The organism is Anaeromonas frigoriresistens (assembly GCF_016820655.1).
In the GTDB taxonomy this organism is placed as follows: domain Bacteria; phylum Bacillota; class Clostridia; order Tissierellales; family SIT17; genus Anaeromonas; species Anaeromonas frigoriresistens.
The window spans coordinates 399,883-413,732 of the sequence record NZ_WSFT01000053.1 but is presented as its reverse complement, the minus strand read 5'-3'; the positions used below and the strand labels follow the sequence as shown (position 1 = coordinate 413,732).

14 protein-coding genes are annotated in these 13,850 nt (G+C 28.7%); 13 read left to right on the top strand and 1 reads right to left on the bottom strand.

What is annotated here, in order from left to right:
- Nucleotides 1-39: 39 nt before the first annotated feature.
- The 5 genes from GOQ27_RS16245 (at nucleotide 40) to GOQ27_RS16225 (ending at nucleotide 5,239) form a co-directional block, all read left to right on the top strand.
- Nucleotides 40-234, top strand: a complete 195-nt coding sequence (locus tag GOQ27_RS16245) for an H-type small acid-soluble spore protein (RefSeq protein ID WP_203367924.1) — start codon at nucleotides 40-42, stop codon at nucleotides 232-234.
- Between the two features lie 207 nt (nucleotides 235-441).
- On the top strand, nucleotides 442-2,265 hold the full coding sequence (gene typA, locus GOQ27_RS16240; RefSeq protein ID WP_203367923.1) for a translational GTPase TypA: 1,824 nt from the start codon (nucleotides 442-444) through the stop codon (nucleotides 2,263-2,265).
- 106 nt (nucleotides 2,266-2,371) lie between these two features.
- The gene (locus GOQ27_RS16235; RefSeq protein ID WP_203367922.1) at nucleotides 2,372-3,508 is read left to right on the top strand and encodes an FAD-dependent oxidoreductase; all 1,137 of its coding nucleotides are present in this window, start codon (nucleotides 2,372-2,374) and stop codon (nucleotides 3,506-3,508) included.
- 3 nt (nucleotides 3,509-3,511) lie between these two features.
- Nucleotides 3,512-4,414, top strand: a complete 903-nt coding sequence (locus GOQ27_RS16230; RefSeq protein WP_203367921.1) for a Gfo/Idh/MocA family protein — start codon at nucleotides 3,512-3,514, stop codon at nucleotides 4,412-4,414.
- On the top strand, nucleotides 4,415-5,239 hold the full coding sequence (locus tag GOQ27_RS16225) for a glycosyltransferase family 2 protein (protein WP_203367920.1): 825 nt from the start codon (nucleotides 4,415-4,417) through the stop codon (nucleotides 5,237-5,239).
- A 17-nt stretch (nucleotides 5,240-5,256) separates the two neighbouring features.
- Here the strand turns inward: GOQ27_RS16225 and GOQ27_RS16220 are convergent, their stop codons facing one another.
- Nucleotides 5,257-6,123: a beta-1,6-N-acetylglucosaminyltransferase gene (locus GOQ27_RS16220; RefSeq protein ID WP_203367919.1), complete on the bottom strand. Its 867-nt coding sequence runs from the start codon at nucleotides 6,121-6,123 to the stop codon at nucleotides 5,257-5,259.
- 180 nt (nucleotides 6,124-6,303) lie between these two features.
- Here GOQ27_RS16220 and GOQ27_RS16215 point away from each other — a divergent pair, with 180 nt between their 5' ends.
- The 8 genes from GOQ27_RS16215 to GOQ27_RS16180 all read left to right on the top strand — a co-directional run bounded on the left by GOQ27_RS16215 (nucleotide 6,304) and on the right by GOQ27_RS16180 (nucleotide 13,848).
- Nucleotides 6,304-6,678 carry a hypothetical protein gene (locus tag GOQ27_RS16215; protein ID WP_203367918.1) on the top strand — a complete coding sequence of 125 codons (375 nt, stop codon included), beginning with the start codon at nucleotides 6,304-6,306 and terminating at the stop codon, nucleotides 6,676-6,678.
- Between the two features lie 146 nt (nucleotides 6,679-6,824).
- Complete coding sequence (locus GOQ27_RS16210) at nucleotides 6,825-7,988, top strand: MFS transporter (protein ID WP_203367917.1); 1,164 nt, start codon at nucleotides 6,825-6,827, stop codon at nucleotides 7,986-7,988.
- Nucleotides 7,989-8,053: 65 nt separating this feature from the next.
- Entirely contained in the window at nucleotides 8,054-8,374 is a 321-nt protein-coding gene (locus GOQ27_RS16205) for a hypothetical protein (protein WP_203367916.1), read from the top strand.
- Nucleotides 8,375-8,502: 128 nt separating this feature from the next.
- A complete protein-coding gene (locus GOQ27_RS16200; RefSeq protein WP_203367915.1) occupies nucleotides 8,503-9,003 on the top strand; it encodes a YqeG family HAD IIIA-type phosphatase in 501 nt (166 codons plus the stop codon).
- Between the two features lies 1 nt (nucleotide 9,004).
- The gene (gene aroE / locus GOQ27_RS16195) at nucleotides 9,005-9,871 is read left to right on the top strand and encodes a shikimate dehydrogenase (RefSeq protein ID WP_203367914.1); all 867 of its coding nucleotides are present in this window, start codon (nucleotides 9,005-9,007) and stop codon (nucleotides 9,869-9,871) included.
- A gap of 14 nt (nucleotides 9,872-9,885) precedes the next feature.
- Entirely contained in the window at nucleotides 9,886-11,565 is a 1,680-nt protein-coding gene (gene gspE / locus GOQ27_RS16190) for a type II secretion system ATPase GspE (RefSeq protein WP_203367913.1), read from the top strand.
- Nucleotides 11,566-11,573: 8 nt separating this feature from the next.
- Nucleotides 11,574-12,629, top strand: coding sequence for a type IV pilus twitching motility protein PilT (locus tag GOQ27_RS16185; RefSeq protein WP_203367912.1), 1,056 nt, complete (start codon nucleotides 11,574-11,576; stop codon nucleotides 12,627-12,629).
- Between the two features lie 10 nt (nucleotides 12,630-12,639).
- Nucleotides 12,640-13,848: a type II secretion system F family protein gene (locus GOQ27_RS16180; RefSeq protein ID WP_203367911.1), complete on the top strand. Its 1,209-nt coding sequence runs from the start codon at nucleotides 12,640-12,642 to the stop codon at nucleotides 13,846-13,848.
- Nucleotides 13,849-13,850: the final 2 nt, after the last annotated feature.

Genomic DNA, 13,850 nt, shown 5'->3' with positions numbered 1-13,850 from the left:
ATAGTATAAAACACAATAAGTATTATGGAGGTGTATTATTTGGATAAGAAAAGAGCAAAAGAAATAATTCATTCACCACAGGATGTAGAAGTGTTATATAACAATTTTCCAGTTTGGTTACAAAAAGTCATGGATAAGGAAGATTTAGTACAAGTAGAAGACATGATTAATAATAAAATTATGCAAGTTCCATCAAAGGACCTAAAGGAAAGTGACTTTAAATTAGAAATGTAATTAAGAATCAAGATATAAAAAAATTATGGTGTTTGATTTTTTGCCATAATTTTTTTATATATGTAATCATAAGTAATCTTATCATAAATGATAATCAATCTATATATTAATAAGAAAAACACATATATTGGATTAATCAACCATTATATGATATTATAATACAGTTGAACAAAAAACGATGAAAATTTATAGAGAGAAGGAAATTTATTGAATACTAAAAGAGAAGATATTAGAAATATAGCGATTATAGCCCATGTAGACCATGGTAAAACCACATTAGTTGATGAACTTTTAAAGCAAAGTGGAATATTTAGAACTAATGAATCAGTTAAAGAAAGAATGATGGACTCTAATGATTTAGAAAGAGAAAGAGGAATAACCATCCTTTCTAAAAACACAGCGATTAATTATAAGGATACAAAGATAAATATAATTGATACACCAGGACATGCTGACTTTGGAGGAGAAGTAGAAAGAGTTCTTAAAATGGTAAGTGGTGTTATACTAGTGGTGGATGCCTTTGAAGGACCTATGCCTCAAACTAAATTTGTTTTAAAAAAAGCTCTAGAGCTACAATTACCAGTAATTGTTGCAATAAACAAAATTGATAGACCTGAAGCTAGACCGGAAAAGGTTATTGATGAAGTGTTAGACTTGTTTATTGAATTAGATGCTAGTGAAGAACAAATTGAATTCCCAGTAGTATTTACTTCTGCAAAAGAAGGTACATCTTCTATAGATATGAGTAAACAGGAAGATAATATGGAACCATTATTTGAAAGTATAATCAAACATACTCCAGCTCCTGATGTAGATGCAGAAGGAGATCTTCAAGTTCTTATATCTACTATTGACTATAATGAATATCTAGGCCGTATAGGTATAGGTAAAGTTGAAAGAGGTAATATAAAAACTAATCAAGATGCAATAATAGTTAACAAAGAAGAAGAAAGTAAAAATAAAAAAATCAGAATTACTAAATTATATGAGTTCGAAGGATTAAGTAGAGTAGAAGTAAAAGAAGCAAAAGCTGGAAGTATCATAGCTATTGCTGGAGTAGAAGATATCAGTATAGGTGATACAATATGCAGTATTGATAATCCAGAGCCTCTATCCTTTGTTACAATATCTGAGCCTACTATATCCATGGTTTTCTCAGTAAATAATGGACCATTTGCAGGAAGAGAAGGAAAGTTTGTAACATCAAGACAACTTAGAGAAAGATTATTTAAAGAATTGCATACTGATGTAAGTTTAAAAGTTGAAGAGACTGAATCTGCAGATTCATTTATAGTATCCGGTAGAGGAGAACTACACTTATCTATTTTAATAGAAACTATGAGAAGACAAGGTTATGAATTTATGGTATCTAAACCTAAAGTTCTATTTAAAACAGTTGAAAATAAGAAATATGAACCAATGGAAAGAGTAACTATAGATGTTCCTGAAGAGTTCATGGGATCTGTAATTGAAAAACTAGGAACAAGAAAAGGCGAGATGGTAAATATGGTGCCTAGTGAAGGCGGATATACTAGATTAGAATTCTCTATACCTGCCCGTGGACTTATTGGATATAGATCTGAGTTCATGACAGATACAAAAGGAAATGGAATAATGAATTCAATATTTGATGGATATGAGCCTTTTAAAGGAGATATACCTACAAGATCTAGGGGATCATTGGTTTCTTCTGAACAAGGTACTTCTGTAACTTATGGTATGTATCATGTACAAGATAGAGGTAATCTATTTATCCATCCGGGAGTGGAAGTATATGAAGGAATGATAGTTGGAATGAATTCAAAAACTCAAGATATAGATTTAAATGTTTGTAAGAAAAAACATCTTACAAGTATGCGTGCATCAGGGTCAGAAGAAGCACTAAGGTTAGTTCCTCCTATTATATTTAGTTTAGAGGAAGCCTTAGAATTTATTGAGGATGATGAATTAGTTGAAATTACTCCTGAAAATATTAGATTAAGAAAGAAAATTTTAGATAAAACTGAAAGAAAAAGAGCTAACAGAAAATAATAATATAGAATATTTTAAAAAGAGAATGCTTAAAGCATTCTCTTTTTTTCACCAATTATAGCTTTCATCATATTATGTACTGAAAAAAAGAGGAAAGGTGATTTGGGTGAAAGTAGGAATAATAGGTGGAGGAGTATTTGGGTTATATTGTGCCAAAGTGCTACTTGATGATGGCCATAGGGTAGATGTATATGAACAAGGTGCAGAATTAGGACAATGTGCAACAAAAGTAAATCAAGCTAGGTTGCATAATGGATATCATTATCCTAGATCAGATAAAACTGCAAAACAATGTATTGAAGGATTTAATAAATTCAGATTAGAATTTAAAGATGCAATAAATGAAAATTTTAAGCAATATTATGCAATTGCTAAAGAAGGTTCAAAAGTTAGTAGTGTGGAATATTTAAATTTTTTAGAAAGACTAAATATACCTTCTAAAATAGTTAATTTGAATAGTGATATTATTAATTCAGAATTAATAGATTTAACTATTGAGGCCATTGAATATTCTTTTGATTGGAAAAAAATTGTAGATAAATTAAGACAGGATGTAATAGATCGAAGAGGTTATATCTATCTTGGGCATAAAGTATTATCTGGAGAAGTTAAGGATGAAAATAAAAAATTAAAAGTATTATACAATGGAGATATCTTAGAAAGAGAATATGATATTGTACTAAACATTGCATATTCCAATATAAATGGTTTAAATGAAAAATTTGGTCTATCTAAACTACCTTTAGAATTTGAAATGTGTGAAGTTTGCTTAATTGAATTACCACATCCTTATAAAAATTATGGTATAACAATAATGGATGGGGACTTTACTTCAGTTATGCCTTTTGGATTGACTGGTTTTCATAGTATTACTAATGTAAGAAGAACACCCCACGAAAGATCATGTAATGGTTTGCCGCTATTTTCTTGTAATAAGAAGGAAAATGAATGTAGACCAGACAATATAGAGATTTGTATTGATTGTCCCTATAGGCTTCAAAGTGGTTATGAGGGTATGAAAAATTTTGCTATTGATTATATTCCTTTTATGAAATATGCAAATGTTATAGATTCAATGTTTACTGTTAAAACAATATTGAGTGATGTAGATGACACTGATGAAAGACCTAGTGTTATATTTGAGTATCCAGAAGCTAAAGGATATTATGTGATATTTGCTGGGAAAGTAAATACAATTATGGATATAGGATTAGAACTTATCAGTAAAATCAAGGAGGTTTAAGATATGAAGGTGGGATTAGTTGGTTATGGATATTGGGGAAGAATTTTATCTGAATATATTCAAAAAGATAAGAAGTTTGATTTGATTAGCATTTATTGCCCTTCAACAGAAAGGAATGGATTATTTACTAATGATATAAATGACTTGTTTGATAATACAGATATCCAAACAATATTCATAGCATCCCCCACTAAAACCCATTATGAACTCGGGAAGAAAGGACTTTTAAAGGATAAAAATATATTTTGTGAAAAGCCTTTAACTTTAAGTTTTAAAGAAACAAAAGAATTAGCTAAAATATCAAAAGAAAAAAACTTAATAATACAGACTGATTATGTATATACATTTTCTCCTTCCATAAACAAGATTAAGGAAATAATAGATGGTAAAAAAATAAACTATATCGAAATGAATATGAGTCAATTAGGTAAATATTATCAAGAGGATATATATTATACCTTAAGTTGTCATCAGCTATCTATATTAGATTATTTATTTGGATTAGATAATTTTGAATTTAACTTTAATGATATTATGAAAAATGATTTTGTAAGAATGGGAGAAATTCTATTTTATAATGATGACTTTCAAGGAAGGATAATAAATTCATTATATTCACCTATAAAAGAAAGATATATCAAAATATACGGTAATGATTTTTATGTAGAATATACACCTTTAAAATCTGAGACTTTGAAATATTTTAAAATAGAAAAAGAGAGACCTATAGTATTATGTAAAAAAAGTTTTGAATTCGATGAAAATAATAATATAGAGTTAATGTTAGAAGATTTTTGGAAATGTCTAAAAAATAAAAAAAATTCTAATATAGTTTCTAGTCTGAAAATATCTGAGATATTAGATTCTAGAAGGAAATCACAATTTTATAAGAGGGAGGTGAAGTGAATGAATAAAGAAATAAAATCTCCCGTTAATAAATCACTAGATAAATTCTTTAAGAAAGTAAAAGCAAAACAGGAAATTATATCTTCAAATAAAATTAAAATATCTGAAGAATTTGATTCTCTCCCTATTAAAGAACAGGGAATAACAGTAATAACATGTACTAACAAACATCAATATTTTGATAATATCTTTGAAAATTATAATAGACAAAATCATAATGTTAAAGAATTAATATTAGTAATAAATAAGAATGATATTGATATAAATTTAGTTGAAAAAAAAGCTAGAGAATACCCATATGTACGAGTATATCAATTAGACGAAGATTTAAGTTGGGGATCTTGTTTGAATTTTTGTGTAGAAAATTCATTATATAATTATATTGCACATTTTGATGATGATGATTTCTATGCATCGAATTATTTGAATGATTGTATTCACACCTATCATCATTGCAAGACAGACCTCTTAGGTAAAGCAGCTCATTATGTATATTTTGAAGAAAAGAAATTATTAGGAATCAGAACGCCAGAGCATGAGAATAAGTATACTGGTTTTGTAAATGGATCTACATTTTTTTATCACAAAAATCTAATAAATAAAGTAAGGTTTAAAGATATTAGTTTAGGAGCAGATTTAGAGTTTTGTTACGATGTAGTTAGAAGGGGATTAAAAATATATTCTAGCAACAGATACAATCATGTATACATCAGAAAAAATCCAAAGAATCATACTTGGAAAATATCTGATTCAAAAATGATGAGTTGGTGCGATGGATTTCAAACTATTCATGATTTTACTAAATTTACAGGTATCTATAATTAATTATAGATACCTGCTTTTTATAATATGTGTTCATCTAGTTTATCTAATATCTGAGAGTCTACGCTGATATCAAATTTTCTTGCAAATAATTTATCAGAGGTTAGTAATTTATCAATATCTTGTATTGTTAAAATCTTAGGATGAGATATGCCTAATATCCATTCGATATATCTAAGGTTAATATTTACTACATTTTTATTAAAGGGAGAGTTCATTACAATAGTATTAAATATCATTTCATCAGGATGTTTGGAATACTTGAAGAAATTTAAAAATTTATAATTATTATCAATATATTTAACAATATATTCTATACATTCATAGCTTAATGTCCACCAAGCTGACCCTCCATAAAAATTAGTATTATCTAAGAGCTTTCTTTTGATATTATTATTCTTCATTAAGTTTAAATAATAATCCCATTCTAAATTTTTATTATCAAAGTCATAATAGTATTCTAATCTCTCAATACCACCTTTTTCATGAGACCATTCTAATGGCGAAGGTATTTTAAAAGAATCTATATATTGGACATCATTACTAACAGAAAAATATTTTAATATATATTCGCTAGATTTAATAGGATAATCTTGACCACTTAATAAAGTGAGATAGTCAAAATTGGTATTCGAATGGTAAATTTCTTTTAAGGCATTAAATGTAGATCTCACTACGGTAAAACCACCCCAATAAACTTCTATATTATTTTTTATAAATTTTACATCAGTATCAGTAGATTTTAATATTTTTTCTTTATTAAAATTAGTTTCGAACTTCTTATCTATATTTACAAATATAATAACTAAATCGTTTTTTAATGCATTTATAAGTCTAATCAACTGATTTTCATTTTTATATGTATTTATTAAATAAACTAGTTTCATAATTAATATTCACCTTTCTTTAAGTTTAACTTTAGAAAAATATGAAAACATACCGTCTCTATACTTTATAATTATTATTTAAATTATATATCGGTTACAATTCTCATAAAATAAAGGAGTCTGAGGTTTTATGTAGAATTAATTAAATAAGGTAGATAGGTTTTAGAAAGGATGATATATATGAGTAATAATAATTTTGGTGTGAGAGATAAAACCCAAATCAAGATACTTGGTGTTTTTATGATTATAGTAAGTGTGGTTATTTTCTTTTTTTTACTTACTCCGAACCTTAATGATATTTTAAGCTGGGTTTTATTAATCTATTGTTTTTTATTAATTCCTGGAGGAATTGGATTATTGAGATTCAAAAATTGGGGTAGACTCCTTGCTATTGGATTAGATATAGGTGCAATAGTCTTTATTGTATTTATGGGAGTATTATCTCTTAGAGTTTCAGGGATGGATAAACTGTTAGATTTATTACTAAGTCTTATATTGCCATTATTAATATATAGTTTATTAGTAGATAGCAAAATTAAAAAATTATTTAGATAAAAATATCTCTACTATACGTAGAGATATTTTTATGATTTTCAACTATATTTTATTACTAAAACTTATAAAAGATTAGCTATAAACTAATATTAAGGATATTATATATTATGATATAATTAGTTGATATAATAAATGAGGTGATACCAATGACAAATAAAAGTAATAAAATAACAATAATATTTCTCTTTGCATTAATGGTTCTAATATCTATGGGAGACAATGTAAGGGGAGTGTTTATACCAGTATTTAAGAGAGAATTTAATGTTGAAGATACTTCTATGGGACTTATGCTGATAATTAGTTCTCTAGGATATATGACATTCACTTTTCTAGGGGGAATACTATGTGACAAAATTGGGCAAGGTAAAGTTCTTAAATTGGGAATTTTTTCAGCTTTAATAGCTTTGATAATTCTGTTTTTCTCTCCTAATTTTACAGTTTTGTTAGTAGGAATGTTTGTCATTAATATGGGGATATCCTTAATAGGTATTGGTATCAATACTCTAATACCACTGTTAGGTGTAGCGTTTCAAGCAATTTTAATGAATATGATCCATTCCTTTTATGGAGTAGGAGCTACTATCACCCAAAGAACTGCTGGCTTACTTCTATATGAAGGATTCAGTTGGAGAACTATATATTTATACTTAATAATATTATATTCTTTAGCTTTCATTATCTCTTTTTTTGTGAAAATACCTGAAAGAGAAAAATATGAAGAAGATAAAAGGATACAATGGGGATATATATTAAAAAATAAGCTTACATACTTTTATATGATAGCCCTAGGACTATATGTAGCTGCCGAAATGAGTACAGGAAATTGGTTTATTAATTTTATGCAAAATTCTCATGGTTTCAATGAAAATAAAAGTGCCTTTTATTCCTCATTATTTTTGGGAATTTTTACTGTAGGTAGACTAACTGGTGGATTTGTTGTTGAGAAGGTAGGACATTTTAAGAGTATTATGATTTCCTTGTTTTTTGCCACATCAATATACACATTGGGTCTAGTATTAGGAAATAAAGGGTTAATAATTGTCTCTATATCTGGTGTTTTCTTCTCTATAGTATTTCCTACTTTAGTAGTGACAATTAGCAAAGTATTTCCTAGAAATAGTTCTTTTGTTACAGGAATCGTCATTACATCTGCTTCAGGTATAAGTATGATAGTTAATTTTCTAATAGGATATTTTAATGATTTAGTAGGCACAACTAATTCCTTCTTCATAATACCTTTATCATTGTTTATAAGTACTATTTTTAGTGTAATAATCTTTTTAAATACTAAAGATGTGAGATTAGATTAATTATTCAATAATAATTCTTTAAATGGGTAACTATAATATATAGATTATTCTTAAGGAGTGATATTATGGCAGATAAACAATCTAAAAAGAGAGAGTATTTACATCTTTATAGTTTTATTTCAGATAAGGGTGATGCAATATCATTTAGATTAAACCCTGATGAAGAAATTACAGAAGAACTTTTTCATAAATATGAGAATTCCCATGAATTATCAGAAGAAGAATTAAATAAGTATCTTATATCTGAACTAGAGAATACCATTTATATTAACTATGAGGAAGACAAAGAAAAATTTGATAAAAAAGAGATTGAAGAATTAAGCAAGAATGAAAAAGCTCAGTTACTTAACAAAGTAGCAAAAATAAGAGAAGCTGATATAAAATAGCAGGCTTAGAGGCCTGTTATTCTTTTGTAGAATAAAGTAATAGAAAAATTCTATATATTGATGAAAATTTGTTATACTTATATTTGTTACTAAAATACATAATACTATTATTAAGCGGAGGTGTAATTATGAGAAATTTATTAGTACCAAAATTATATGTTGATTCTATATTTGAAATTGATTTACAAAAACTAGTGGATGATGGAATAAAAGGGTTAATAGTGGACATTGACAATACTTTAGTGGCTTGGGACAAAAAGACTGCTCCTGTAAGTGTCATAAAATGGTTTGATGAAATAAGAGAGCATGGGTTAGAGATATGTTTAGTTTCTAATAATACTGAGGATAGAGTGGTTAAGTTTACAGAGAAAATTAAAATTCATGCAGTTCATTCTGCTAAAAAACCAACTAAAGCACCTTTTTATAAAGCAATGAAAACTTTAGGAACGGATAAAACTAATACAGCAATTATTGGAGATCAAATTTTTACAGATGTTTTAGGTGGTAATAGAATGGGTATATATACAATCCTTGTTGTACCTATTAGAAGCAAAGAGTTTTGGTGGACTACTATAGTTAGAAGGTTTGAAAGGTTTGTATTAAGAAAAATTAAAAAAGGAGAGAATTAATTTGAAAATTGATTCTGATACCAGTCTCTTTTGTCTTATAGGAAATCCTGTATCAAAGAGTTTGTCACCTTTAATTCACAATATTAGCTTTGAATGGAATAAGATCAACTCTACATATTTAACCTTCAATGTGGAAGATTTAGAAAAGTCTATAGATGGAATAAAAGCTCTAGGTATAAAAGGATTTAATGTTACCATTCCATATAAAGAAAAGATTATGATCTATCTAGATGAAATAGATAAATTAGCTAAAGATATAGGTGCTGTAAATACTGTTAAGAATATAGATGGAAAGCTAGTAGGCTACAACACCGATGGTCTAGGGTTTATTAAATCTCTAGAGGAAAGAAATATCAACCTAAATAACAAGAATGTCCTTATACTTGGAGCAGGTGGAGCAAGTAGAGCTATAGCTATGACTTTAGCTAATGAAGGTATTCATAAATTACATATAACTAACAGAACAATTAAAAGAGCAAAAAATCTAGTCTCAGATATAAATAATACTTATGAGAATTTAGATGTTAAATTTATTGAAAAAAATAATATAGTGGATTGCTATGATATAGTAATCAATACTACATCTATAGGTATGTTTCCAAATATTATAGACATGCCTATAGATCCTTCAATTTTTGATGACGATACTATTATTTATGACATTATATATAAACCTAGGCCTACTAAATTCTTAAAAGAATCTAAAAAACAAAATAAAATTACAATAGATGGATTAGATATGTTGATACATCAAGCCCTATTAAGTGAGAATATATGGTTGTCTGAAAATTTAGATTATTTTTTGATGAAAAACAACATAAAAAAAAGGATTATGAAAAATAACATAGAAATTAATACTAATAAGTAGATGTAGGTGATGAGATGAGTAAATCCATTAAAAGATTGGGTGATTTGCTAGTATCAGTAAATAAAATTACTGAAGAGCAATTAAGTGAAGCCTTAAAGATTCAAAAATCTTCTGGCAAAAAGTTAGGGGAAATCCTGGTAGATAATGGGTATGTTACAGAGGCAGATATAATAGAAGTTTTAGAGTTTCAAATGGGAATACCCCATGTTGATTTACAAAAATATTTTATTGAGCCAGAAGTAGTAAACCTTATATCAGAAACTATTGCTAGAAAATATGTCTTAATTCCTATAAAAAAGGATAGAGGTAAATTAGTAGTGGCAATGTCAGATCCACTGAACCTATTTGCAATAGATGATGTTAAGATTTCATCTGGACTAGATGTAGAGCCTGTTATTTCAACTAAACAAAATATCATAACTTCAATTGAGCAATATTATGGGAAAAAGAGTGCAGAAAAGGCTATAGAGGATTTAAAAGAACAATATGATATTGACAATTTACCGGATTTAGATGATGAAATGCTAAATGAGATAAATAATGCACCAGTAGTTAGACTAGTTAATTCATTTATAAAACAAGCTATTACATCAAAGGCTAGTGACATACATATAGAGCCCTTTGAAAATAGAGTAAGGATTAGATTTAGAATAGATGGAACTCTACAAGAAATAATGAGTCCTTCTAAAAATACTCATTCAGCAATAATAACCAGGATAAAAATAATGGCAAAGATGAATATTGCAGAGAGAAGGATTCCGCAAGATGGCAGGGTAGAGTTAAATATTGATGGTAGAGAAGTTGATCTAAGGGTATCTAGTTTGCCCACAGTATTTGGTGAAAAGATAGTTATAAGACTATTAGATAGATCAAATGTTATATTATCTAAGACAGAGCTTGGATTCACAGAAGATAATCTATCAAGGTTTGATAGCTTACTAAGTAAACCCAATGGTATAATCCTAGTGACTGGTCCAACCGGGAGTGGGAAAACTACTACATTATATACTGCATTAAAGGAACTAAATAATATTGGTAAGAATATTATCACCCTAGAAGATCCAGTGGAATATAGGTTAGATGGAATAAACCAAGTTCAGATTAATCCTAAGGCTGGCTTGACATTTTCAGCAGGACTTAGATCTATTTTAAGACAAGACCCGGATATAATAATGATTGGTGAGATAAGGGATGAAGAAACAGCCCGGCTTGCTGTAAGAGCCTCCATAACAGGACATCTTGTGATAAGTACTATGCATACTAATGATGCTCCTTCTACAGTATCTAGATTAGTAGATATGGGGATAGAACCCTATTTAGTATCTTCATCAGTAATAGGGGTACTAGCTCAACGGTTAGTAAGAAGAATATGTGATAATTGTAAAATTCATTATACTATTACTGAGGAAGAAAAAGAAATTTTAAATACAGCTGAAGATATTTCTTTACATAAAGGCAAAGGGTGCAATAAATGCTATCAGTCTGGTTACAAAGGCAGAATTGCTATTCATGAAATATTAGATGTGGACAAGGATATTAGGATCAGCATCAATAATAATGATTCGATAGATGAGATAAGAGATAGAGCTAAGAGTAATGGTATGACTTCATTGTGGTCAAACAATAAATCATTAGTAGTAAAAGGTATAACATCAATTGATGAATTATTAAAAGTAACATATACGACGGAGTAGGTGATTATATGAATATAAAAGAACTTTTAAACAAGGCAATTAATATGAAGGCTTCAGATTTACACATTACTGTAGGTTATCCACCAGTATTAAGGATTAATGGCCATCTTGAAAAGATGGAGGGTGAGTCATTAACACCAGAAGATAATCATAATCTAGTGAAACAAATATTAGATGAAAAGGAATTAAATATTTTAGAAGAAAAGGGACAACTAGATAAATCCCATTCTATACAGGGAATAGGCAGATTTAGAGTAAATGTATATAAACAAAGGGGTACATATGGAGTTGCTATAAGGACTGTCTCCCTTAGTATACCAACAATAGAAGAATTGCAATTACCATCTCTAATTAAAGAGCTTACTACCAAAAGAAGGGGACTAGTATTAGTTACTGGACCAACTGGTAGTGGTAAATCTACTACATTAGCATCAATGATTAATGAGATAAATAATACTAGAAAAGATCATATATTGACTTTAGAGGACCCTATTGAATACTTACATAAGCATAATAAGAGTATTGTTAATCAAAGGGAAATAGGAACAGATTCATATTCCTTTGCAGAAGCTTTAAGGTCTGCTCTAAGACAGGATCCAGATGTTATATTGGTAGGTGAAATGAGAGACCTAGAAACCATATCAACAGCCCTTATAGCTGCAGAGACTGGACATTTAGTTCTATCTACATTGCATACAATAGGTGCAGCAAAGACTATTGATAGGATAATTGATGTATTTCCTTCTGAACAACAACAACAAATAAGAGTACAATTATCCAACGTTTTAGAGGGAATAATATCTCAACAATTATTACCTAATAAAGATAACACAGGAAGGGCATTGGCTATTGAAACAATGGTAGCTACTCCTGCTATTAAGAACTTGATAAGAGAAGGAAAAGCTCATCAGATTCAGACTGCAATAGTTACTGGAAAGAAATATGGAATGGATAGTATGGATAATAGCCTTATGAATCTTTATAAAAGAGGAATAATTTCAAAGGATGATTTGGAAAATCATTCTATTGATAAGGATATGGTGAAGAGGTATATTGGAATATAAGGGGGAGAACATGGCTGAGTTTGAATATAGTGCTATTAAACAGGATGGTAAGAAGGTACAAGGATTCTATGATGTAGATACTAAAGAAGAAGTCATAGCTATACTTAGAAGTAATGGATACTATCCTGTTTCAATTAAAGCTGTACAGGGAAGTAAGGAGATAAAATTAACACCCTTTAGTAAAGTTAAATCTAAGGATATATCAATATTTGCAAGGCAATTTTATGCTATGTTAAACTCGGGAATTACTATACTAACTATTGTAGACATATTAAGGAAACAAACCACAAATAAAAAGCTAAGAAAAGCTGTAGCAGAGATTCATGAAGATTTACAAAAGGGATTAACCTTCTCTGAGTCTATGTTAAAACAAAAAGATACTTTTCCAGATTTATTTATTAACATGGTAATGGCAGGAGAAAACACAGGAAACCTTGATATTATGATGGAAAAGATGGCAGATCATTACGAAAAGGAAAATAAAATAAACAATAAAGTAAGAAGTGCAATGATATATCCTATTATATTATCAGTAGTGTCAATATTTGTTGTTATATTCTTACTAACCGTAGTGATGCCCACCTTTGTAAGCATGTTTGAAGGAAGCGGTGTACCCTTACCTGGACCTACTAAAGCTCTATTAGCTGTAAGCTATACTATAAGAGACTTATGGTATATATTAGTCATACTTCTTCTAATATTAGCTTTTTCATTAAAAAAATATAAGAGTACTGATAGAGGTAGATATGTATTAGATAAATTAAAACTAAGAATACCAGTACTTAATAATACATTAAAAATGATAATGACATCTAGATTCACAAGAACTTTAGCTCTACTACAAACTAGTGGTATATCTCTTATGGAATCTTTAGATTTGGTAAGCAATGTATTAGGGAATAAAGTTGGAAGTGAATTTATTGGACATGCTCAAGATGAGATAAAAAAGGGTAATACACTAGGTAACGTAATGGAGGGGACAAACCTCTTTCCTCCAATGGTATCTGTGATGGTAAATGTCGGAGAAGAGTCAGGGGCATTAGATGATATATTGAACAAAACAGCTGATTTTTATGACGAAGAAGTCGAATCAGCCATAGAGAAGTTCACATCATTACTTGAACCTATTATGATAATAGTGATGGCTATAATCATAGGTTCAATTGTAATAGCTATGGTTCTTCCTATGTTTGATATGATAAATACAATATCCTATTAGGA

Excerpts from the sequence above, each read along its gene's own strand:
- GOQ27_RS16185 (WP_203367912.1), top strand. The coding sequence starts at position 11,574 with ATGAATATAAAAGAACTTTTAAACAAGGCAATTAATATGAAGGCTTCA.
- GOQ27_RS16225 (WP_203367920.1), top strand. The coding sequence starts at position 4,415 with ATGAATAAAGAAATAAAATCTCCCGTTAATAAATCACTAGATAAATTC.
- GOQ27_RS16210 (WP_203367917.1), top strand. The coding sequence starts at position 6,825 with ATGACAAATAAAAGTAATAAAATAACAATAATATTTCTCTTTGCATTA.
- GOQ27_RS16220 (WP_203367919.1), bottom strand. The coding sequence starts at position 6,123 with ATGAAACTAGTTTATTTAATAAATACATATAAAAATGAAAATCAGTTG.
- GOQ27_RS16200 (WP_203367915.1), top strand. The coding sequence starts at position 8,503 with ATGAGAAATTTATTAGTACCAAAATTATATGTTGATTCTATATTTGAA.
- GOQ27_RS16215 (WP_203367918.1), top strand. The coding sequence starts at position 6,304 with ATGAGTAATAATAATTTTGGTGTGAGAGATAAAACCCAAATCAAGATA.
- GOQ27_RS16230 (WP_203367921.1), top strand. The coding sequence starts at position 3,512 with ATGAAGGTGGGATTAGTTGGTTATGGATATTGGGGAAGAATTTTATCT.
- gspE (WP_203367913.1), top strand. The coding sequence starts at position 9,886 with ATGAGTAAATCCATTAAAAGATTGGGTGATTTGCTAGTATCAGTAAAT.
- GOQ27_RS16205 (WP_203367916.1), top strand. The coding sequence starts at position 8,054 with ATGGCAGATAAACAATCTAAAAAGAGAGAGTATTTACATCTTTATAGT.
- GOQ27_RS16180 (WP_203367911.1), top strand. The coding sequence starts at position 12,640 with ATGGCTGAGTTTGAATATAGTGCTATTAAACAGGATGGTAAGAAGGTA.